At 65.1% G+C, this 20,296-nt stretch carries 19 protein-coding genes; 3 read left to right on the top strand and 16 right to left on the bottom strand.

The window, feature by feature from the left end; all coding sequences use genetic code 11:
- Window positions 1-134: 134 nt before the first annotated feature.
- From dxs to ACFSGJ_RS15140, 7 genes are all read right to left on the bottom strand, one after another.
- The gene (gene dxs, locus ACFSGJ_RS15170; protein WP_390263591.1) at window positions 135-2,054 is read right to left on the bottom strand and encodes a 1-deoxy-D-xylulose-5-phosphate synthase; all 1,920 of its coding nucleotides are present in this window, start codon (window positions 2,052-2,054) and stop codon (window positions 135-137) included.
- Window positions 2,055-2,066: 12 nt separating this feature from the next.
- The gene (locus ACFSGJ_RS15165; protein ID WP_390263588.1) at window positions 2,067-2,933 is read right to left on the bottom strand and encodes a polyprenyl synthetase family protein; all 867 of its coding nucleotides are present in this window, start codon (window positions 2,931-2,933) and stop codon (window positions 2,067-2,069) included.
- The gene (locus tag ACFSGJ_RS15160; protein ID WP_390263585.1) at window positions 2,933-3,175 is read right to left on the bottom strand and encodes an exodeoxyribonuclease VII small subunit; all 243 of its coding nucleotides are present in this window, start codon (window positions 3,173-3,175) and stop codon (window positions 2,933-2,935) included. The genes ACFSGJ_RS15165 and ACFSGJ_RS15160 overlap by 1 nt, the downstream gene beginning before the upstream one ends.
- Window positions 3,172-4,107 carry a histone deacetylase family protein gene (locus ACFSGJ_RS15155; protein WP_390263582.1) on the bottom strand — a complete coding sequence of 312 codons (936 nt, stop codon included), beginning with the start codon at window positions 4,105-4,107 and terminating at the stop codon, window positions 3,172-3,174. Before ACFSGJ_RS15155 ends, ACFSGJ_RS15160 begins: the two co-directional genes overlap by 4 nt.
- A gap of 36 nt (window positions 4,108-4,143) precedes the next feature.
- The gene (gene purU, locus ACFSGJ_RS15150; RefSeq protein ID WP_390263578.1) at window positions 4,144-5,028 is read right to left on the bottom strand and encodes a formyltetrahydrofolate deformylase; all 885 of its coding nucleotides are present in this window, start codon (window positions 5,026-5,028) and stop codon (window positions 4,144-4,146) included.
- Window positions 5,029-5,115: 87 nt separating this feature from the next.
- On the bottom strand, window positions 5,116-5,829 hold the full coding sequence (locus ACFSGJ_RS15145; protein ID WP_390263575.1) for a response regulator: 714 nt from the start codon (window positions 5,827-5,829) through the stop codon (window positions 5,116-5,118).
- A complete protein-coding gene (locus tag ACFSGJ_RS15140) occupies window positions 5,826-6,332 on the bottom strand; it encodes a MarR family winged helix-turn-helix transcriptional regulator (RefSeq protein ID WP_390263573.1) in 507 nt (168 codons plus the stop codon). Before ACFSGJ_RS15140 ends, ACFSGJ_RS15145 begins: the two co-directional genes overlap by 4 nt.
- A 171-nt stretch (window positions 6,333-6,503) precedes the next feature.
- Between ACFSGJ_RS15140 and ACFSGJ_RS15135 the strand changes: the two genes are divergently transcribed.
- Window positions 6,504-7,373, top strand: coding sequence for a branched-chain amino acid aminotransferase (locus ACFSGJ_RS15135; protein ID WP_390263571.1), 870 nt, complete (start codon window positions 6,504-6,506; stop codon window positions 7,371-7,373).
- A 38-nt stretch (window positions 7,374-7,411) separates the two neighbouring features.
- Here the strand turns inward: ACFSGJ_RS15135 and ACFSGJ_RS15130 are convergent, their stop codons facing one another.
- From ACFSGJ_RS15130 to mtgA, 5 genes are all read right to left on the bottom strand, one after another.
- On the bottom strand, window positions 7,412-7,603 hold the full coding sequence (locus tag ACFSGJ_RS15130) for a hypothetical protein (RefSeq protein ID WP_390263568.1): 192 nt from the start codon (window positions 7,601-7,603) through the stop codon (window positions 7,412-7,414).
- A gap of 64 nt (window positions 7,604-7,667) precedes the next feature.
- Window positions 7,668-8,600, bottom strand: coding sequence for a DMT family transporter (locus ACFSGJ_RS15125; RefSeq protein ID WP_390263565.1), 933 nt, complete (start codon window positions 8,598-8,600; stop codon window positions 7,668-7,670).
- Window positions 8,601-8,681: 81 nt separating this feature from the next.
- Complete coding sequence (gene queG / locus ACFSGJ_RS15120) at window positions 8,682-9,713, bottom strand: tRNA epoxyqueuosine(34) reductase QueG (protein ID WP_390263562.1); 1,032 nt, start codon at window positions 9,711-9,713, stop codon at window positions 8,682-8,684.
- Window positions 9,710-10,375 carry an FtsZ-binding protein FzlA gene (gene fzlA / locus ACFSGJ_RS15115; protein ID WP_390263559.1) on the bottom strand — a complete coding sequence of 222 codons (666 nt, stop codon included), beginning with the start codon at window positions 10,373-10,375 and terminating at the stop codon, window positions 9,710-9,712. The genes queG and fzlA overlap by 4 nt, the downstream gene beginning before the upstream one ends.
- Window positions 10,376-10,432: 57 nt before the next feature.
- The gene (gene mtgA / locus ACFSGJ_RS15110; protein WP_390263557.1) at window positions 10,433-11,170 is read right to left on the bottom strand and encodes a monofunctional biosynthetic peptidoglycan transglycosylase; all 738 of its coding nucleotides are present in this window, start codon (window positions 11,168-11,170) and stop codon (window positions 10,433-10,435) included.
- A gap of 70 nt (window positions 11,171-11,240) precedes the next feature.
- On the opposite strand from mtgA, the gene ACFSGJ_RS15105 reads away from it, so the two are divergent.
- Window positions 11,241-11,804: a sugar O-acetyltransferase gene (locus ACFSGJ_RS15105; protein ID WP_390263553.1), complete on the top strand. Its 564-nt coding sequence runs from the start codon at window positions 11,241-11,243 to the stop codon at window positions 11,802-11,804.
- On the opposite strand, the gene gltB is transcribed toward ACFSGJ_RS15105, so the two are convergent.
- From gltB to ACFSGJ_RS15090, 3 genes are all read right to left on the bottom strand, one after another.
- Window positions 11,805-16,343, bottom strand: coding sequence for a glutamate synthase large subunit (gene gltB, locus ACFSGJ_RS15100; protein WP_390263550.1), 4,539 nt, complete (start codon window positions 16,341-16,343; stop codon window positions 11,805-11,807).
- Between the two features lie 11 nt (window positions 16,344-16,354).
- On the bottom strand, window positions 16,355-16,774 hold the full coding sequence (locus ACFSGJ_RS15095; RefSeq protein ID WP_390263547.1) for a GFA family protein: 420 nt from the start codon (window positions 16,772-16,774) through the stop codon (window positions 16,355-16,357).
- A 65-nt stretch (window positions 16,775-16,839) separates the two neighbouring features.
- Window positions 16,840-18,273 carry an NAD(P)-dependent oxidoreductase gene (locus ACFSGJ_RS15090; protein ID WP_390263545.1) on the bottom strand — a complete coding sequence of 478 codons (1,434 nt, stop codon included), beginning with the start codon at window positions 18,271-18,273 and terminating at the stop codon, window positions 16,840-16,842.
- Between the two features lie 201 nt (window positions 18,274-18,474).
- Here ACFSGJ_RS15090 and ACFSGJ_RS15085 point away from each other — a divergent pair, with 201 nt between their 5' ends.
- Complete coding sequence (locus tag ACFSGJ_RS15085; RefSeq protein WP_390263542.1) at window positions 18,475-19,278, top strand: undecaprenyl-diphosphate phosphatase; 804 nt, start codon at window positions 18,475-18,477, stop codon at window positions 19,276-19,278.
- Here the strand turns inward: ACFSGJ_RS15085 and ACFSGJ_RS15080 are convergent, their stop codons facing one another.
- Window positions 19,279-20,262, bottom strand: a complete 984-nt coding sequence (locus ACFSGJ_RS15080) for a complex I NDUFA9 subunit family protein (protein ID WP_390263539.1) — start codon at window positions 20,260-20,262, stop codon at window positions 19,279-19,281.
- Between the last annotated feature and the right edge of the window lie 34 nt (window positions 20,263-20,296).

Here is a 20,296-nt window from a genome sequence, read left to right as displayed (position 1 = left end):
CGTCTTGTTTCGCCTGATGGCGCGGCAGGCCCGCGACCCTGCGGTGTTCTAGACCTGCCAATGTGGCGATGTAAACCGGCGCTTCAAGGGCCGGCCAAGACGCGGGTTCGACGCGGCGGTTGGGGGGGCGCGGGTCAGGCGCGGCGTTCGCCCGCCAGCGTCACGCCCAGAACCTCCAGCACCTTGGCCTCGATCTGCGGGGCGTTCATGCCGGCGACCGCATACATGTCGGCGGGGCTGGCCTGATCGATGAAGATGTCCGGCAGCACCATAGAGCGATAGCAGAGCCCCCGGTCGAACATCCCCGCCTCGGCCAGAAGCTGCGCGACATGGCTGCCGAACCCGCCGATCGCGCCTTCCTCGACGGTGATCAGCACCTCATGTTCGCGCGCAAGCCGCAGGATCAGGTCACGGTCCAGGGGTTTGGCAAAGCGCGCGTCGGCGACGGTCGGGGCCAGCCCGCGCTGGGCCAGATTTTCGGCGGCCTTCAGAACCTCGGACAGTCTGGTGCCAAGCGACAGGATCGCCACACGGCCGCCTTCGCGGACGATACGGCCGCGACCGATCTCAAGCGGGGTGCCGCGCTCGGGCATCTCGACGCCCACGCCTTCCCCGCGGGGAAATCGGAACGCGCTGGGCCGGTCGTCGATTGCCGCCGCGGTCGCGACCATATGGACCAGCTCGGCCTCATCCGATGCAGCCATCACCACGAAACCTGGCAGGTTCGAGAGATAGGCCACGTCGAAACTGCCCGCATGGGTCGCGCCATCGGCGCCGACCAGCCCCGCGCGGTCGATGGCAAAGCGCACCGGCAGGCGCTGGATCGCGACGTCGTGCACGACCTGATCGTAGCCGCGCTGCAGGAAGGTGGAATACATCGCGCAAAAGGGCCTCATCCCCCCCGCCGCAAGCCCCGCGCAAAAGGTCACGCCATGCTGTTCTGCGATCCCCACATCAAAGCAGCGGCGCGGAAACCGCTCGGCAAAGAGGTTGAGCCCCGTCCCGTCGGGCATCGCCGCCGTCACGGCGACGATCCTGTCGTCGCGCTCGGCCTCCTGGATCAGCGAGGTCGCAAAGACCTTGGTATAGGACGGCGCGTTCGAGGGTGCCTTTTTCTGTTCACCCGTGAGCACGTTGAACTGGTTGGTTGCATGGCCGCGATCGGCGGCGGCCTCGGCCGGGGCATAGCCCTTGCCCTTGCGGGTGATCGCGTGAATGAGGATCGGACCTTCGGCCCGTGACTTCACCGTCCACAACACTGGCAAAAGCTGGTCGAGGTCATGCCCGTCGATGGGCCCGACATAGGAAAAGCCCAGCTCCTCGAACAGGGTCCCGCCCACGGCAAGGTGCTTGATCATTTCCTTGGCGCGCCGCGCCCCTTCCTGCAGCGGCGTGGGCAAAAGGCTGACCGCGCCTTTCGCGGCGGCCTTGAGATCCTGGAACGGCGCGCCCGCATAGAGCCGCGAGAGATAGGCAGACATCGCGCCGACCGGGGGCGCGATACTCATCTCGTTGTCATTCAGGATGACGATCAGGCGCTTGCCCAGATGGCCGGCGTTGTTCATCGCCTCATAGGCCATGCCCGCGCTCATCGAGCCGTCGCCGATGACGGCGATGGCGTCGCCGACATCCGTCGCCCCCAGTTCCCGGGCCATCGCAAAGCCGAGCGCCGCCGAGATGGAGGTGGAGCTGTGCGCCGCCCCGAACGGATCGAAGGGTGATTCGGAGCGCTTGGTGAACCCGCTCAGCCCGTCTTTCTGACGCAGGGTACGGATGCGGTCGCGCCGGCCCGTCAGGATCTTGTGCGGATAGCACTGATGGCCCACGTCCCAGATCAGCCTGTCGCGCGGTGTGTCAAAGACCGCATGAATGGCGACCGTCAGTTCGACCACGCCCAGACCCGCGCCAAGATGCCCGCCCGTGACCGAAACCGCCGCAATCGTCTCGGCCCGCAATTCGTCGGCAAGCTGGCGCAGTTGGCGGTCGGACAGGTCCTTGAGGTCCGAGGGCAGGCGTACCCGGTCGAGCAGCGGCGTCTTGGGTCGATCGGTCATCGCGGAGCCTTCCTAGTTCCTGCGGGCAATTACAAAGCGGGCCGCCTCGCGCAGTGTCTCGGCGCGGCTGCCATACGGGTCGAGGGCGGCCTCGGCCAATGCGACAAGTTCGGCCGCGCGGCGCCGCGCCCCTTCCAGCCCCAGATGCGAGACAAAAGTAGCCTTGCCCGCCGCGGCATCCTTTCGCAGTCGTTTGCCGGCGGTTTCCTGATCGCCCTCCACGTCAAGGATGTCATCGGCGATCTGAAAGGCAAGCCCCAGCGCATCGGCATAGTTTCCAAGTGATGACGGATCGGCGCCGGCGATGATCGGCCCGGCCTCGGCCGACCAGCGGATCAGGGCGCCGGTCTTGCCTGATTGCAGTTCCGTGATCTCCTCGAGCGTCAGCGGGGCGGGCGCCGTTTCCGCCGCGATGTCGAGCGCCTGCCCAAGGACCATCCCGCGGGCGCCGGCGGCCCCCGCAAGACCGCGCAGCAGGGCGATGCGGATGTCGGCCGGGCCAATGACGGGCTCGGTCAAAAGCTCGAATGCGAGCGATTGGAGCGCGTCCCCCGCCAGGATGGCCGTCGCCTCATCCCATTTCACATGGACGGTGGGCTGGCCGCGCCGCAGGTCGTCGTCATCCATGGCCGGGAGATCGTCATGGACAAGGGAATAGGCGTGCAGCGCCTCGACCGCCGCGGCGGCGGCCAGCGCCGCTTCGGGCGGGGCGTCATGCAGGCGCGCGCCTTCCAGCACCAGAAAGCCCCGCACGCCCTTACCGCCCGCCACCGCATAGCGCATCGCATGAGAGACCGGCTGGTCGGGAAGAGTGGCCATGGCCTGCGCCAGCCGGTCCTGCACCTGCGCTGCCGCCGCAGCCAGTGCCGCGCCGAACATCAGAGCCCGTCGGCAGGTGCGAGGCCGGCGGGTTTCCCCTCGGCCAGGCGGATGGCTTCGACCTTTTCCTCGGCGGCCCGCAGGCGGTCTTCGCAATGTTTGCGCAGCGTGGCGCCGCGTTCGTAAAGCGCGATCGATTGTTCCAGCGGGACGTTGCCCTGCTCCAGCGCGGCCACGACGCGTTCCAATTCACCCATCGCCTCTTCGAAGGTCATGTCAGCCACGGGCTTCTGGTCAGTCATTCGTTACGCTCCATCAAAATCCGGACATGGGCCGCGACGCTTGCCGCCAGCGCGTCCAGATCATACCCTCCCTCGAGTGTCGAGACCACCCGGCCCGAGGCCGTCCGTTCCGCCACATCGCAGATCTGCCCGGTCAGCCAGGCAAAATCGTCTTCGTCCCAGGCCAAACCTGCCAGCGGGTCGGCGCGATGGGCGTCGAACCCGGCAGATATGATGATGAGCTCCGGCGCAAAATCGGCAAGTCGGGGCAGCGCCATTTCCTGATAAACCCGCCGCATTTCCGCGCCGCCGCTTCCGTCGGCCAGGGGCAGGTTCAGGACGTTGTCATGGGCCCCCCGTTCGTCCGGCGCGCCGGTTCCGGGGTAAAGCGGCATCTGATGCGACGAGATGAAGAGCGCGCGCGGTTCATTCCACAGAAGGTCCTGCGTTCCGTTGCCGTGATGGACGTCGAAATCCACAACGGCGACCCGCGAAAGCCCGTGATGATCCAGCGCGCGTTTGGCCGCGATGGCGGCCGTCCCGAACAGGCAGAACCCCATGGCGCGGGCGGTCTCGGCGTGATGGCCGGGGGGGCGGGTTGCGCAAAAGACGTTGCGCGCCTGCCCGGCCACCACCAGATCGACCCCCAGTGTGGCCGCCCCGACCGCGCGCAGCGCCGCGTCGAGCGATCCGGGCGAGAGATGCGTGTCCTCATCGAGGCTGGCGTTCCCGCCGGCGGGGATGGCGGCCTTGACCTCGGCCAGATAATGCGCCGGATGGACGCGCAATACCTCTCCTATATCGGCCAGCGGCGCCTCGATCCGCTGAAGCGCGGCAAATTCGGGTGCCTGCAACGCGGCCATTACGGCATCAAGACGGGCCACCTGTTCGGGGTGGCCCGGCGGCGTCAGGTGTTTCAGGCAATCGCCATGCGTCAGAAGCGCCGTCGTCATGGGCAAAAGATTAGACGCGTCGGGTCGCGCTTGCAACTAGCCCATACGCTCGGACGCGTAGGACCCGGGGCTGGCCGGGAAGACCACCGTCTTGTTTCCGTTCAGGAACACCCGGTGGTGGATATGGGCGTGAACGGCCCGCGCCAGCACCTGCGCCTCGACATCGCGGCCAAGGCTGACATAGTCGTCCGGCGACTGGGCGTGCGTGATGCGCACCGTGTCCTGTTCGATGATCGGGCCCTCATCCAGATCGGCGGTCACGTAATGCGCCGTGGCGCCGATCAGTTTGACCCCGCGCTCATAGGCCTGCTTGTAGGGGTTCGCGCCCTTGAAGCTCGGCAGGAACGAGTGGTGAATGTTGATGATCCGGCCCGACATCTTGCGGCACATCTCATCGGACAGCACCTGCATGTAGCGCGCGAGCACGACCAGTTCCGCCCCGCTGTCCTCGATCAGGGACATGAGCCGCGCCTCGGCCTCGGGCTTGTTCTCCTTGGTGACGCGGATGTGGTGGAACGGAATGTCGTGGTTCACGACCACCTTCTGGTAGGTCATGTGGTTCGACACGACGCCCACGATGTCGATCGGCAGGCCCCCGATCCGCCAGCGATAGAGAAGGTCGTTCAGGCAATGGCCAAAGTTCGACACCATCAGCAAGACCTTCATCTTGCTGCGGGCATCGTGAAATTCCCACGTCATGTCGAACTCTTCCGCGACCGGCGCAAAGCCTTTGGTCAGCGCGTCAAGATCAACGCCCGTTTCCGCGACAAAGGTGGTGCGCATGAAGAAATTGCCGGTGACGGCGTCATCGAACTGGGCGCTGTCGGTGATGTTGCAGCCGTTCTTGGCAAGATAGCCGGAAATGGCGGCGACGATCCCGCGGCGAGAGATGCACTGGACAGTCAGGACGAAAGCAGTCATGGCGCGCCTTTGTATACACGAAATGATGTTCGCTGCCAAATCTGGCAGAAATTTAGGCTTTTGCAAGCCTGAAAGCGACGCATTTCGTCAATCTGGCGAAAGCATGTATCCAGAGCCGCGCACGGTCTGAAGGTAACGCGGCTGTTTCGGGTCGGCCTCGATCTTGCGGCGCAGGCGGGTGATCTGGACGTCCACCGCCCGTTCCTGGGCGGGATCGCCGGCCATTCCGCGGTCCCGGCCCAGATCCTCGACCAGCTGGATGCGGCTGACGGCCTCGTTCGGCTTGGCGGCGAAAATCCGCATGAGCGCGGATTCCGTGGCGGTCAGCCGCACCGGCGCCTCGCCCTGCCACAATTCGCCCCGGTCCACGTCATAGCGGATCGCGCCAAGATGCAGCACGCGCGGACCATCCGCCGCCGGGCGCGGCTGCGGGACGCGCCGCAGGATCGCATTGATCCGCAGCAGCAGTTCGCGCGGCTCGAAGGGCTTGGCCAGATAATCGTCGGCGCCGGCCTCCAGCCCCATGATCCGGTCGTCGGTTTCGCTGCGGGCGGTCAGGAGCAGGATCGGCGTGTCCATCACTTCGCGCAAGGCGCGTGTCAGCGTGATCCCATCCTCGCCCGGCATCATCACGTCGAGCACCAGCAGGTCGAATTCCAGCCCCCCGAGAAGCCTGCGCGCCTGCGCCGCATCCTGCGCGCCAGATACAAGGAATCCGTTCCGGATCAGGAATTTCTGGAGGAGTTTTCGAATACGCTCATCATCGTCCACGATCAGAAGATGTGCCTGCGGTTCCGTCATGCGCTGCTGTCCTTGATCGTCTGATACTGTCGGCGAAGGTCCGGGTCCATCATCGCCTCAAGTACCTGACGAAAGCCCGCCACCGCAACAGGCCCTGCCGCGCGATAGGCGGCGCGCATCCGCGCGCGCTGCGCATCGGAGAGTTCCCGCTCAAGCTGGGCGCCGCGTTCGGTCAGGAACAGGTGGCGTTCCCGCTTGTCCTTGCGGCCGACCCGGCTTTCGACCAGCCCGTCCTCGATCAGGGCACGCAGCACGCGGTTCAGGGACTGCTTGGTCACGCCAAGGATCGCGAGCAGGTTGTTGACGGTCGTGCCGGGGCTTCGGTGGATGAAATGCAGCGCGCGGTGATGGGCGCGGCCATAGGCGTGGTTTTCAAGGATGCGGTCCGGGTCCGCCGTGAACCCGCGATAGGCAAAGAACATCGCCTCGATCCCCTTGCGAAGCTGTTCGTCGGTCAGAAAGAGAAGGCTCTCTCCGCCCGGGCCTGCACCACCTTCTGCCATTGCACATCCTATGATCGAAAATCGGCCTCTGTGGTGATTTTATGTCAGTCTTGTTGACTTTCCAAGAATCAATTGCTAGCGAAACCCCATGCGGACGCAATTTTATGTCCGCATCGGTCCCTTGTGGGAAATTATCACAAATTCCAGCGGCGGCTGGACAGGAGGCGTGAGATGGCCGGGCGATACGATGACCGGGACGGAAAGATCTGGATGGATGGCGCGCTGGTGGACTGGCGCGACGCGAATGTACATGTTCTGACCCATGCGCTCCACTACGCAAGCTCGGTATTCGAGGGCGAACGCGCCTATAACGGCAAGATCTTTCTCAGCCGCGAACATTCGGAGCGGCTTTTGACCTCGGGACGGCTGATCGACATGGAAATTCCGTGGACGGTCGACCAGATCGAGGCCGCCAAGACCCAGGTGCTGAAGGCGAACGGGTTCAGCGACGCCTATGTCCGGGCCGTCGCGTTCCGTGGCGCCGGTGAGGATATGGGCGTGGCGTCAAGCCGCAATCCTGTCCGCATGGCGATCGCCGCCTGGGAATGGGGTGCCTATTACGGCGACGCCAAGATGAAGGGCGCGAAGCTCGACATCTCGCGCTGGAAACGGCCCAGCCCCGAGACGATTCCGTCGGCGGCCAAGGCTGCGGGACTTTACATGATCTGCACCATGTCCAAGCACGCGGCCGAAGCCAAGGGCTGTTCCGACGCGATGATGTTCGACTATCGCGGCTATGTGGCCGAGGCGACGGGCGCCAACATCTTCTTCGTCAAGGATGGTGAGGTCCACACGCCGCTCGCCGATTGCTTCCTGAACGGGCTGACGCGGCAGACGGTGATCCGGATGCTCAAGGAAAAGGGGGTCGCGGTGCATGAACGCCACATCCTCCCGCAAGAACTTGAGGGCTTCGAGCAATGCTGGCTCACGGGGACGGCGGCCGAGGTCACCCCGGTGGGGCAGATCGGCGACTACACCTTCGAGGTAGGCGCCCTGACCCGCGACATCGCCGAGCAGTACGAAAGGCATGTCCGCAGCTAGGGGCTTGCCCCGGCCGGTGGGCCGGGGCGCCGGGCACCTCAGACGAGGCGCCCGCGTTCGATCCGCAGGAACTCTCTCAGCCGTCGCCCTGCCGCTGAACGGTCCGCGGGGCGGCGGATCAGCTTTTGCGTCGCCGGGTGCTGGCCGTCCTCTCTCGCGATGGCGAGGAAAGAGCGCAGGCGCGTGCCCGTATTGTTGCGGGGCGTCTTGTCGATGATATGTCGGGTCATGCCACGATCCTCCTATCGTTGCAGGGCCTATATAACATATTCGCGGCGGGTTTGTTCCCGGATTTCAGCCCTGCGGGGTCATCGCCTTGCGCTGGCGGGCGCGTTCCAGACCCAGCCGCCTTTCGCGCCATATGATCAGGACGCCCGCGAGGATGATCAGCGCCGCGCCACCCAGCATCACCAGCGTCGGCACCTCATCGAAGAGGAAATAGCCGATGCCGAGGGCGAAGATCATCGAGGCATATTCAAACGGCGCGATGACCGAGGCATCGGCAAAGCGATAGCTCGACGTAAGCAGGATCTGGCCCAGCCCGCCCATGAGGCCCGCCAGAACCAGCAGGGCAAAGTCACGCGGCGCGGGCATGACCCAGCCAAAGGGCAAGGTCGCCAGCGCGAGGACCGAGGATGTGACCGAGAACCAGAAGACGATGGCGGAGGTGCGTTCCATCCGCACCAGCTTGCGCACCAGAACCTGCGCAAGGGCCGCAAAGGTGGCGCCCGTCAGCACCACCACTGCCCCCAGCGTTTCGGTGGCGTTGAGGTTGCCGACCGCGCCCAGCCGGGGCGACAGCACGATCAGCACGCCCACCAGCCCCAGCGCAACGGCGGAAAGGCGGAAAAGCCGGACCTCTTCGCCCAGGAACATGGCGGCAAAGATCACGGTCAACAGCGGCGCGGCATAGCCGATGGCCGTAACCTCGGGCAGGGGCAAGAGGCCGAGGCCGGCAAAGCCGAGCCCCATCGCCACGGTGCCTACAAAGCCCCGCCAGACATGGCCAAGCGGTTCCGCGACGCGCAGCCCGGTCGCAAGTTCCGAACGCCACCAGAGCCAGGCAAGGATCACCGGGATCGCAAAGAAGGATCGGAAGAAAACGGCCTCACCGGGCGGCACGGCATCGGCGGTTGCCTTGATCAGCGTCGCCATCCCCACAAAGACGATGACCGAAAGCACCTTGAGCAGAATACCGGTGACGGGCGAGGGACTGGCAGGGGGCATGGGTCGTTCCTTGTTGCGGCCTGCCTAGCCCAAGCTGCCGGCAATGAAAACCGTCCCGGCGAAGGTCCCCGCGTGTCGTGCCTATTTCAGGCGCCCGACAGCCCAGCGTGCGGCATCCGCGACCGTCGGATCGGCATCATCCGTCAGCCGCCTTGCATCGGGCAAAAGCTGCGGCAGGCCCGAATTGCCGATGGCATAAAGCACGTTCCTTACGAAACGGTTCCTGCCGATGCGCTTGATCGGGCTGCCCGAGAACCTTTCGCGAAAGGCGGTGTCGTCCAGTTGGGCAAGTTCCGCCAGCGGCGGCGCGCGCAGGTCGGGCCGGGCGGCATAGCGAAGCTCGCTCGCCTCGGCCGCAAACTTGTTCCAGGGGCAGGCGGCAAGGCAGTCGTCGCAGCCATAGATCCGGTTGCCAAGAAGCGGCCGCAATTCGGGGTCGACCGGGCCCTTGTGCTCGATCGTCAGGTAGGAAATGCAGCGGCGCGCATCGAGTTGAAACGGCGCGGGAAAGGCCGCGGTCGGGCAGGCATCGAGGCAGGCCGTGCAGGACCCGCAGGTTTCCCGCCCGGGCCTGTCGCGCGGCAGATCGAGCGTGGTAAAGATCGCCCCCAGAAAGAACCAGTTTCCCAGATCGCGGGCGAGCAGGTTCGTGTGCTTGCCCTGCCATCCCAGCCCTGCCGCCTCGGCCAGCGGTTTTTCCATGACCGGCGCCGTATCGACAAAGACCTTGATCTCCCCGCCCGCACGGTCGAGCAGCCAGCGGCCCAGTCGCTTGAGCCGCTTTTTGACCAGATCGTGATAGTCCCTGTTCTGGGCATAGACCGAAATGGCTGCGCGGTCGGGCTGCGCGGTGTCCTCTCTCGGGTCGTGGCTGGGGGTGTAAAGCTCGGCCAGCATGATGACCGAACGGGCGTCACGCCAGAGGCTGGCCGGATCGCCCCGCCACGCCGTGCGTTCCGCCATCCAGCCCATGTCGCCGTGCCGTCCATCGGCAAGGAACTGCGCCAGCCGCCCGGCGGCCTCTGGGATGGCATCCGGGGCGCAGATGCCGAGTTTCGCAAAGCCTTCTTGGCGCGCGGCCTCTTCGAGTTCGTTGCGGAGCGTCTCGTTCAAAAATCCAGATCCGCGTAGTGCGAGGGGGGCGGGAATCCCGGCACCTGATCGGCAAGGATCGCGCGGAACGAGGGGCGCGATTTGATCTTGGCGTACCAGTCCTTCACATTGGCATTCCGGTTCCAGTCCACGTCGCTGATGTAATCGAGACAGGACAGATGGGCGGCCGCGGCGAAATCGGCAAGGGTCATCGCGTCGCCCGCGAGCCAGCGGCGCTGATCCAGCAACCAGCCCATGTAATCGAGGTGATACTTGATCTTCTGCGCGCCGGTCTTGACGTTGCGGCTTTCGGGATAGCCCTGCCCGGTCAGCTTCTTGTTGACGCGTTCATAAAGCAGGTTCGCCGTCACCTCATGGTGGAACTTGTCGTCGAACCAGGAACACAGACGCCGCACCTCGAACCGGTCGGCCGGCGAGCGCGGGAAGAGCGGCGGATTGGGATGAACTTCGTCCAGATACTCGCAGATCGCCTGGCTTTCGCTCAGCAGGCGGTTTTCATATTTGAGGACGGGCACCTTGCCGGCGGGGTTGCGGCGGAGGAACTCCGGGCTCTGTTCCCAAAAGCGTTCCTCGATCAGCTCCACCTCGATCTTCTTTTCCGCCAGCGTCAGGCGGACCTTGCGGCAGAAGGGCGAGAGGGGAACGTGGAAAAGACGCGTCATTCTTCTTCACTCTGCTGGGAAACGGCTGGCCCTTCCTGCCTTGCGGGGCGCGGAAACTCAACCCTCGAAGCAGGCGGACCGTCCGTCGGCGCGAATGGTCGCCGCGCCATCGGCGATGGCGGCGCCCCTGCGGCGCACGAAGTCGGACGGGTTCGACGCGCTGCGGCCCTTGGGGTCGGGCAGGATCGCCGCCAGCCGCCCCGCCTGCTGCGGCGAGAGTGAGGCCGCATCGGTGCCGAAATAGTGGCGGGCCGCCGCCTCGATGCCGAACACGCCCTCATCGAACTCGGCGACGTTGAGATAAACCTCAAGGATGCGCCGCTTGGACCAGAAGGTCTCCACCACCGGCGTCAGCACGGCCTCCATCGCCTTGCGCGACCAGTTCCGCCCGTGCCAGAGGAACACGTTCTTCACCACCTGCTGGCTGATGGTCGAGGCGCCCCGGCTGCTGCCCTGATCGAGCGCGCGGCGGATCTCGATCATGTCGAACCCCCAGTGGAGGCAGAAATTCGCGTCTTCGGCGGCGACAGCGGCGCGCTGCATGTTGGGGCTGATCCGGTTCATCGGCACCCATTCGCGCTCGATCCCGCCCAGACGCCGGGCCTCGGCGATCATGTAGATGCCCCGGGGCGGCGTGACGAAGGAAAAGAGCACGACCAGCAGGACGAAAAACGCCGCAACGGCGGCCAGTCCCCGCAAGGCCCAGCCAAGGGCCAGGCCGGCAAGCCTCCGCCGTGAAGACAAGGCTGCGCCCCGCGACTTGCGGGCAGTCGATTTTGCTGCTCTTTTCGCCATGCGCCCTTTCATCATGGCTGTTGCCACCGGGTCAAGCGCGCGATCACCTCGGAACGGGGAGCATTCCGCCATGACCAACCGCAGCGAAAAGCAGAAGATGCTGGCAGGAGAGGATTACTTCGCCTCTGATCCCGAACTTGTCGCCGAGCATCTGCGCGCGCAGGCGTTGCTGGAACGCTTCAACCGCAGCGCTGCCGATCAGGCCGGTTTGCGACATGCCCTGCTGTCCGAACTTCTGGGCGCCTTGGGCGAAGATACGGTCATCAAGCCCAGCCTGCGCTGCGACTACGGCTATAACATCACGGTCGGCCCGCGCAGCTTCGTCAACTACGACTGCGTCTTTCTGGACTGCAACACGATCGCCATCGGCGCCGAGGTGCAGATCGCACCGGCGGTCCATATCTACACGGCCACCCATCCGCTGGATGCTGCACGGCGCCGCGCCGGTTGGGAAAGCGCGCAGCCGGTCGTCATCGGCGATGGCGTCTGGCTGGGCGGCGGCGCAATCGTCTGTCCGGGCGTGACGATCGGCGAAAACACGGTGGTCGGGGCGGGCGCGGTCGTCACCCGCGACCTGCCGCCGAATGTGCTGGCGGCCGGAAACCCCTGTCGGGTCATCCGGCCGCTTGGCTGATCACTCCGCCGGGACGGCCCGGGGCTCCTCGCTCAGGGGCGCGGGCAGGCGGATGAGCATTTCCTTCGGGCAGATCTGGAGGAAGTTGAACCGCTCCGTCTCCCAGTCCTGAAGGATCTTCTGCGCCTTCTGGCTGCCGGTTTCCCGGACATGCCGCTCGATCAGGTCACGCAGCTGTGCCTCCCAATGCGGGACGGTCACGGCGCAGGTCACCAGCGTTTCGAGGTTCATCAGTTCCTCGGCTGTGCCGTCCGGATCATGGACATAGGCCATGCCCCCGGTCATCCCGGCGCCAAAGTTCGCGCCGATCCGGCCAAGGATCACCGCAACCCCGCCCGTCATGTATTCGCACCCGTTCGACCCACATCCCTCGACCACCACCCGCGCGCCCGAGTTGCGGACGGCAAAGCGTTCGCCCGCCCGGCCGGCCGCAAAGAGATAGCCATCGGTTGCGCCATAAAGGACGGTGTTGCCGATGATCGTGTTATCAGCCGCGGTCAGGGGGCTTGCCATCGGCGGGCGCACGACGATGGTGCCACCCGACAGGCCCTTGCCGACATAGTCATTGGCGTCGCCCGACACCTCGATCTTGAGGCCCGGCGCGGCAAAGGCCCCGAGCGACTGACCTGCGCTGCCGCTCAGCTTGACCGTCAGGTGATCGGGCTGCAGGTCGTTGCGCATCCCGAAGCGCTGGACGATATGGCTCGATGCACGCGTTCCGATGGTGCGGTGTGTGTTCCGCACGGCATAGGACAGCTGCATCTTTTCGCCATCCTCGAAGAAGCGCGCACCGTCGCGGATGATCTCGGCATCCAGCGTGTCCGGCACCGCGTTGCGCGGCTTGGACCGGTCATAGGTGATCTTGTGCGATCCATCGACCGTGATCAGCAGCGGGTTGAGATCGAGGTCGTCGAGATGCGCCGCACCACGGCTGACCTGCGTCAGCAGGTCCGCCCGCCCGATGATCTCGTCGATCGACCGCGCGCCGATGGAGGCCAGCAGCTCCCGCACCTCTTGCGCATAGAAGGTGATGAGATTCACCACCTTGTCCGCGCTGCCGGTGAACTTGGCGCGGAGCTTTTCGTCCTGCGTGCAGACGCCCACGGGGCAGGTGTTCGACTGGCATTGGCGCACCATGATGCAGCCCATGGCGATCAGGGCGGCGGTGCCGATGCCGTATTCCTCGGCCCCCATCATCGCGGCGATGATGATGTCGCGCCCTGTGCGGAGCCCGCCATCGGTGCGCAGCGTGATGCGTTCACGCAGGTTGTTCATCGCCAGAACCTGATGCGCCTCGGTCAGGCCCATCTCCCACGGCAGACCCGCATACTTGATGCTGGTGCCCGGGCTTGCCCCGGTGCCGCCGTTATGGCCCGAGATCAGGATGATGTCGGCCTTCGCCTTGGCCACGCCAGCCGCGATGGTGCCGACGCCCGACTGCGACACCAGCTTCACCGTCACCTTGGCCCGCGGGTTGATCTGCTTGAGGTCATAGATCAGCTGCGCGAGGTCTTCGATCGAGTAGATGTCGTGATGCGGCGGCGGGCTGATCAGCGTCACGCCCGGCGTCGAATGACGCAGCCGCGCGATCAGTTGCGTGACCTTCATCCCCGGAAGCTGCCCGCCTTCGCCGGGCTTGGCGCCCTGGGCGACCTTGATCTCCAGCTCCTCGCAGGCGTTCAGGTATTCGGCCGTGACGCCGAACCGGCCCGAGGCCACCTGCTTGATCTTGGCGCTCGGGTTGTCGCCGTTCGCTTCGGGATGGAAATGCGCCGGGTCCTCGCCGCCCTCGCCGCTGTCGGACTTCGCGCCGATGCGGTTCATCGCGACGTTCAGCGTCTTGTGCGCCTCGGGGCTCAGCGCGCCCAGCGACATCCCGGGCGTGACAAAGCGCTTGCGGATCGAGGTGATGGATTCCACCTCTTCGATCGGGATCGGCTTGCCCAGGGGCTTGATGTCCAGAAGGTCGCGCAGATGGATCGGCGGGTTGGCCCGCAGCGCCGCCGAATACTGTTTCCACATGTCATAGGATGCCCGGTCGCAGGCCGCCTGCAGCATGTGCATCGTCTGCGCCTCCCATGCGTGTTTCTCGCCGGCCCGGCGCGCCTTGTAGAAACCGCCGATGGGCAGGATCTGGTCATGGGTGCGGAAGCCGCGGGCATGGACCTCTTCCAGCTTTTTCTGGATGCCGCCGACGCCAATGCCGGAAATGCGGCTCTGCATGCCGGGGAAGTATTCCGCGACCATCGCCCGGCTCAGCCCGACCGCCTCGAAGTTCAGCCCGCCGCGATAGGAAGAGATCACCGAGATCCCCATCTTGGACATGATCTTGAGAAGGCCCGCGTCGATTGCATCGCGATACCGGCGCATCGCGTCCGTCAGGCTACCCTCGATCAGGCCGCGGTTGATGCGGTCGGCGATGGAATCCTGTGCCAGATAGGCGTTCACCGTGGTCGCGCCGCAGCCGATCAGCACCGCGAAATAATGCGGGTCGATACATTCGGCCGAGCGCACGTTGATCGAACAGAAGGTGCGCAGGCCCTTGCGCGTCAGCCAGCTGTGCACGGCGCTGGTCGCAAGGATCATCGGCATGCCCACACGCGATGCGTCCAGATGCTGATCCGTCAGGACCAGATGCCCTGCGCCGGACCGCACGGCGTCCTCTGCCTCGGCCCGGATGCGTTCCAGCCCCAGCCGCAGGCTGTCCGAGCCGCCATCGGGCGGGAAGGTGCAGTCGATGATCGCGACCAGCTCGCCGAACTGTTCGACCATGCGGTCGAATTCCGCGTTGGCGATGAAGGGGCTTTCCAGCACGAGGATCTCGGTCTGGCTGCTGTCTTCGTCCAGCACGTTCTTGAGGTTGCCGAACCGGGTCTTGAGGCTCATCACCCGGCTTTCGCGCAGGGAATCGATGGGCGGGTTCGTCACCTGGCTGAAGTTCTGGCGGAAATAGTGTGACAGGGGCCGGTACTGGTTCGACAGGACCGCGGGGGGTGTGTCATCGCCCATCGAGGCGATCATTTCCTTGCCGTCCTCGGCCATCGGCGCGAGAACCTGCTCCAGCTCCTCCAGCGTATAACCTGCCGCGATCTGACGGCCGCGCAGTTCAGCGCCGTCGAACAGCGGACTTTCGGGGATGTCGCGCATGATGGCGTTCAGGTCCACGACCTTTTCGATCCAGTCGCCAAAGGGCTGGGCGGCCGCCAGTTTGTTCTTGAGCGGCGTGTCGTGGTAAAGCTTGCCCTCTGCCATATCGACGGCGATCATCTGCCCGGGGCCAAGCGCGCCCTTTTCGCGCACGGTCATTTCATCGACCGGGACCATACCGGTTTCCGAACCGGCGATCAGCAGGCCGTCCCCGGTCACGACATAGCGCATCGGCCGCAGACCGTTCCGGTCGAGGCCGGCGCAAACCCAGCGGCCATCGGTCATGGCAAGCGCCGCGGGGCCGTCCCACGGTTCCATCACCGCGTTGCAATAGGCATACATGTCCTGCCAGGGCTTCGGCATCTCGCTTGCGATCTTGCTCCAGGCCTCCGGCACAAGCATCGTCTTGGCCATCGGCGCATTGCGCCCGGCCCGCACCATCACCTCGAACACCGAATCCAGCGCCGCCGAATCCGACGACCCCGAGGGCACGATGGGCTTGATATCCTCGGCCTGATCGCCGAAGGCCGAATGCGCCATCCGGATTTCATGGCTGCGCATCCAGTTCAGGTTGCCCTTGAGCGTGTTGATCTCGCCGTTATGGGCCAGCATCCGGAACGGCTGCGCCAGCCACCACTGCGGGAAGGTGTTCGTCGAATAGCGCTGGTGATAGATGGCAAAGGCGCTTTCGAACCGCTCGTCCTTGAGGTCGGGGTAGAACTCGGCCACCTGCTCGGCCAGCATCATCCCCTTGTAGATGATCGACCGGCAGGACAGGCTGCACAGGTAAAGCCCCTGGATCTGTGCCGCGATGGCGGCCTTTTCGATCCGGCGGCGGATGACATAAAGCTCGCGCTCGAACGCCTCGCGGTCCAGGCCTTTTTCGTCGCGGATGAGAATCTGCTCGATCTCTGGCCGGGTGGCATTGGCCTTTTCACCCAGAACCTCGGTGTTCACGGGCACATGGCGCCAGCCATAGATGTAATGGCCCATCCGCAGCACTTCGGTTTCCACGATCGTCCGGCAGCGTTCCTGCGCGGCGAAATCGGTGCGGGGCAGGAATACCTGGCCCACGGCAACCAGTGCGGTCACGTCGGGTTCGTGGCCCGTGCGACGGATCTTGTCATAGAAGAAGGGCACGGGGATCTGGACATGGATGCCGGCGCCGTCGCCCGTCTTGCCATCGGCATCCACGGCACCGCGGTGCCACACGGCCTTGAGCGCGTCGATACCCGCGGCAACGACCTTGCGGCTGGGCTGGCCGTCGATCGACACGACAAGGCCCACCCCGCAGGACGCATGTTCGTCCTCGGCCTTGTAGAGGCTCACTTCATCCATCCAGCGGCGCTTGGCTTCTTCGGCGGCGACCCAGGCGGCATCGTAGGTGGTCATGTCTCTGTTCCTCATTCCGAAGAGGCAAACCGGGCCATCGTCTCTGCCTCGGTCGCGCGTTCATGTTCGCCCGCAAAGGCATAGGTGTCCGGCTTGCGGTCGATGAAAATCTCGTGGTTCAGCACCAGCCCGTCATGGTCGTCGAAAAGGCCGATGGCGGCGTAATACTCGCTGCCCCCCTTCTGCCGATACCAGAGCGGTGATCCGCAATCGCCGCAGCGGCTGCGTGCGGCCCAGTCCGAGGTCTCGCGCGTCACGATCCGGTCCTCGCCGGTGATCGTCACGGCATCGACCGGAAGTGTCACGGTGATGAAGGGGCCGCCTGTCCATCGCTGGCACATGCGGCAATGACAGATGCCTACGTTTTCGTCCCAGCGCGTCGCGGTGAACCGCACGGCGCCGCACAGGCACTGACCGGATTTGTCTGGCACGGGAACCTCCGCTTGGCGTGTGGCTGGCGGGGGCGCGGGCCGCCCCCGGAGGTTGTCACGGGGCTTTATTCGGCGGCCACCTGCGCGGCCTGCCCCAGATAGTCGAGGATCGAATCCGCCGCTTCCTGTCCGTCGCGGATCGCCCAGACCACCAGGCTGGCGCCGCGCACGATGTCGCCCGCGGCATAAACGCCGGGGATCGCGGTTGCGTGGCTGCGGAAATCCGCCTTGATCGTGCCCCAGCGGGTGACTTCAAGCTCCGGCACCCCCCAGAGCGTGGGCAGGTCCTCGGGCTCAAAGCCGAGCGCGGTGATCACCAGGTCGGCCTCTTCCAGATAATCGGCGCCGGGGATGACCTCTGGCGTCTGGCGGCCGGTCGCATCGGGCTGGCCCAGCCGCATCTTCTGGACATGGACCCCGGTGACCGGGTCGCCCTCCAGCCCTTTGGGCGCCGAAAGCCAGACGAACTCGACGCCTTCTTCCTCGGCGTTCTGGGTTTCGCGCTGGCTGCCCGGCATGTTGGCCCGGTCCCGGCGATAGAGGCATTTGACCGAGGTCGCGTTCTGGCGGATCGCGGTGCGCACGCAGTCCATCGCGGTATCGCCGCCGCCGATGACCACGACGCGCTTGCCTTCCGCGTTCAGCTCGCCGTTCTCGAACTCCGGCACCTCATCGCCAAAGCTCAGCCGGTTCGAGGCAGTGAGATAGTCGAGCGCCCGCACCACGCCGGATGCCGCATGGCCGCTTTCCGTCAACTCGCGGCTTTTGTAGACGCCGGTCGCGATCAGGACAGCGTCATGCTGGCCGCGGATCGCGTTGAAGCTGATATCCTCGCCCACATTGCAGTTCGCGACGAAGTTCACGCCGCCGTCGCGCAGGTATTCGACGCGGCGCATCACGACCGGTTTTTCCAGCTTGAAGCCCGGGATGCCGTAGGTCATCAGCCCGCCCGCACGGTCATAGCGGTCATAGACCGTCACCTGCACCCCGGCGCGGCGCAATCGGTCGGCGGCAGCCAGCCCCCCCGGCCCTGCACCGATGATGCCCACGGATTCCGGGCGTTCCGCATGGGGCCGGATCGGGGCGACCCAGCCTTCCTCCCACGCGGTGTCGTTGATGTATTTCTCGACGGCGCCGATGGTCACGGTGCCATGGCCCGACTGTTCGATGACGCAGTTCCCCTCGCACAGGCGGTCCTGCGGGCAGATGCGGCCGCAGATTTCGGGAAAGCTGTTCGTCGCCTGGCTGATTTCATGGGCTTCGCGCAACCGGCCCTCGGCCGTCAGCTTGAGCCAGTCGGGGATGTTGTTGTTCACGGGACAGTGAACCTGGCAATAGGGCACGCCGCACTGGCTGCAGCGGCCCGCCTGTTCGGCGGCCTTGTCCTGGCTGAATTCGCGGTAGATTTCGCCGAAATCGTCTACGCGCAGATCCGGCGGCCGCTTTTCAGGCGTCTGCCGTGCGACGGAGACGAACGTGAGCATTCGCTGTTGTGCCATGGCTAGCCCCTCTTATCCTCGCGCGGTGATACACCTGTGCAAATATGATTAAAAGTCAGTATTGCTTACCTATATGCAGAAAATTTTGCGACATACTCTCTCCGCGCACCGGCTCGCGGTCGATAATAGGTAAGTATATTTTACCTATTATTCCACCATGGGCTGGGCCACTCTGGCGTCACGAATCAATACAGGCGCATCATGACTTTGCTTCACCTCGTCCTTGTCTCTATTATTCAAGGGCTTACCGAGTTCCTTCCGATCTCTTCCTCGGGGCATCTCATCCTTCTGCCGGCGCTGACCGGGCTGGAGGATCAGGGCCTCGTGATCGACGTGGCGGTTCATATCGGGACGCTCTTTGCCGTCGTTCTGTTTTTCTGGCGGGATGTGCATAGCGGTTTCGCCGGGCTGGGGCGTCTGGCGCGGGGGCGGGTGGACACGCCGGGGGCACGGCTTGCGCTTTGTCTGGTGATCGCGACGATCCCGGTGATTCTGCTTGGCCTGATCTTCAAGATCACCGGCTTGATGGAGGTGGTGCGGTCCGTCGCGCTGATCGGCTGGACGATGATCCTGTTCGGCATCGCGCTTTACTGGGCGGATCAACGGGGGATGGAGGCCAAGAAATCCGACCAGTGGACGATCCGCGATGCGGTGGTCATGGGCGTCTGGCAGGCAATCGCGCTGATCCCCGGAACCTCGCGGTCGGGGGCCACGATCACGGGCGCCCGCGCGCTTGGCTATGACCGGCATTCGGCCGCGCGGCTTGCGATGCTGATGTCGATCCCCACCATCGTCGCCTCGGCCACGCTGATGGGCGCCGATGTGATCGCGACGGCCAATCAGGCCGCTGCGCGCGACGGCGCGATTGCCGCGCTCTTTTCCTTCGTGGCGGCGCTTGCGGCGCTCTGGTTCATGATGCGCCTGCTGCGCAGCGTCAGCTTCACGCCCTATGTGATCTACCGGATCGTTCTGGGCGTGGTGCTGCTGGTCTATGCCTACAGCTGATCAGCCGCGCAGGTTGCGGGCGGATTCCTTGATGGCGTCATACTGCCCCGTCGGGCGATAGCGCCACAGGTATTCCGGGATCACCGCCTCGAACGGCGTTGGGCGGATGCCAAGCGCCTCGAACCCGCGGGCATCGGGTGCAACCACGTTGTCGCGCCGCAGGTTGCGGACCTGATCGCGGGTCAGCGTGCGGTTGGTATAAAGCCCCATGCTGAGCGTCTGCATCAGGTCCAGTGCCCCACCGATGGCCGCACCCACGCCAAAGGGCATGTTCACGACCGCGCGGCGCCGCCGGATTTCCTGCAGCATGGCGGTGACGATCTGGCGCAGCGTCAGCACCTCCGGCCCGCCGAGTTCATAGATGCCCGGCGCGGCTTGCCCGAGGGCTGCACGCGCGGCCGCCTCGGCCACGTCCTCGACATGAACCGGCTGGAACCGGGTTTCGGCCCCGACCAGCGGCAGCACGATCATCCGCCGCGCCATCCCGGCAAAGCGGTTGAAAAAGCCATCCTCGAAGCCAAAGACGATCGAGGGGCGCAGTATGACTGCCTCCGGATAGGCCGACAGGACAGCAGCCTCACCTGCCGCCTTGCTGCGCTGATAATCGCTGTCGGATGCCGCATCGGCACCGATCGCGGAAATCTGCACCAGGTGGGCCACGCCTTCCTCGGCGGCGATCCGCGCGACACGGCCTGCCCCCTCTGCCTGAACGGCGTCAAAGCGGTTCTTGCCCTCGTTCACCAGAATGCCGACGCAGTTCACGACCGCATCGGCCCCCGTCACCGCAGCCCGGACGGAAAGATCGTCCCGGATGTTGCAGAACACGGGTTCGACCTGGCCGACCACGCCATAGGTGCGCACGAACAACGCCTCGTTCGGGCGGCGGGATGCGACGCGGACGCGCCAGCCCTCCTTGGCCATGCGGCGGGCGATGTAGCGGCCGATAAAGCCCGAGCCGCCGATGATCGTGACCAGTTTCGACATGATGCGATCTCCGTGCCTGTGCAGGTTTTCCTTA

It is taken from the genome of Halodurantibacterium flavum (genome assembly GCF_042681825.1).
Taxonomy (GTDB): domain Bacteria; phylum Pseudomonadota; class Alphaproteobacteria; order Rhodobacterales; family Rhodobacteraceae; genus Halodurantibacterium; species Halodurantibacterium flavum.
The sequence above is the reverse complement of the archived record's forward strand: the minus strand, read 5'-3'. Positions and strand labels throughout refer to the sequence as shown.

Coding starts and splice junctions, on each gene's coding strand:
- dxs (WP_390263591.1), bottom strand. CDS start 2,054: ATGACCGATCGACCCAAGACGCCGCTGCTCGACCGGGTACGCCTGCCC.
- ACFSGJ_RS15165 (WP_390263588.1), bottom strand. CDS start 2,933: ATGTTCGGCGCGGCACTGGCTGCGGCGGCAGCGCAGGTGCAGGACCGG.
- ACFSGJ_RS15160 (WP_390263585.1), bottom strand. CDS start 3,175: ATGACTGACCAGAAGCCCGTGGCTGACATGACCTTCGAAGAGGCGATG.
- ACFSGJ_RS15155 (WP_390263582.1), bottom strand. CDS start 4,107: ATGACGACGGCGCTTCTGACGCATGGCGATTGCCTGAAACACCTGACG.
- purU (WP_390263578.1), bottom strand. CDS start 5,028: ATGACTGCTTTCGTCCTGACTGTCCAGTGCATCTCTCGCCGCGGGATC.
- ACFSGJ_RS15145 (WP_390263575.1), bottom strand. CDS start 5,829: ATGACGGAACCGCAGGCACATCTTCTGATCGTGGACGATGATGAGCGT.
- ACFSGJ_RS15140 (WP_390263573.1), bottom strand. CDS start 6,332: ATGGCAGAAGGTGGTGCAGGCCCGGGCGGAGAGAGCCTTCTCTTTCTG.
- ACFSGJ_RS15135 (WP_390263571.1), top strand. CDS start 6,504: ATGGCCGGGCGATACGATGACCGGGACGGAAAGATCTGGATGGATGGC.
- ACFSGJ_RS15130 (WP_390263568.1), bottom strand. CDS start 7,603: ATGACCCGACATATCATCGACAAGACGCCCCGCAACAATACGGGCACG.
- ACFSGJ_RS15125 (WP_390263565.1), bottom strand. CDS start 8,600: ATGCCCCCTGCCAGTCCCTCGCCCGTCACCGGTATTCTGCTCAAGGTG.
- fzlA (WP_390263559.1), bottom strand. CDS start 10,375: ATGACGCGTCTTTTCCACGTTCCCCTCTCGCCCTTCTGCCGCAAGGTC.
- mtgA (WP_390263557.1), bottom strand. CDS start 11,170: ATGGCGAAAAGAGCAGCAAAATCGACTGCCCGCAAGTCGCGGGGCGCA.
- ACFSGJ_RS15105 (WP_390263553.1), top strand. CDS start 11,241: ATGACCAACCGCAGCGAAAAGCAGAAGATGCTGGCAGGAGAGGATTAC.
- gltB (WP_390263550.1), bottom strand. CDS start 16,343: ATGACCACCTACGATGCCGCCTGGGTCGCCGCCGAAGAAGCCAAGCGC.
- ACFSGJ_RS15090 (WP_390263545.1), bottom strand. CDS start 18,273: ATGGCACAACAGCGAATGCTCACGTTCGTCTCCGTCGCACGGCAGACG.
- ACFSGJ_RS15085 (WP_390263542.1), top strand. CDS start 18,475: ATGACTTTGCTTCACCTCGTCCTTGTCTCTATTATTCAAGGGCTTACC.
- ACFSGJ_RS15080 (WP_390263539.1), bottom strand. CDS start 20,262: ATGTCGAAACTGGTCACGATCATCGGCGGCTCGGGCTTTATCGGCCGC.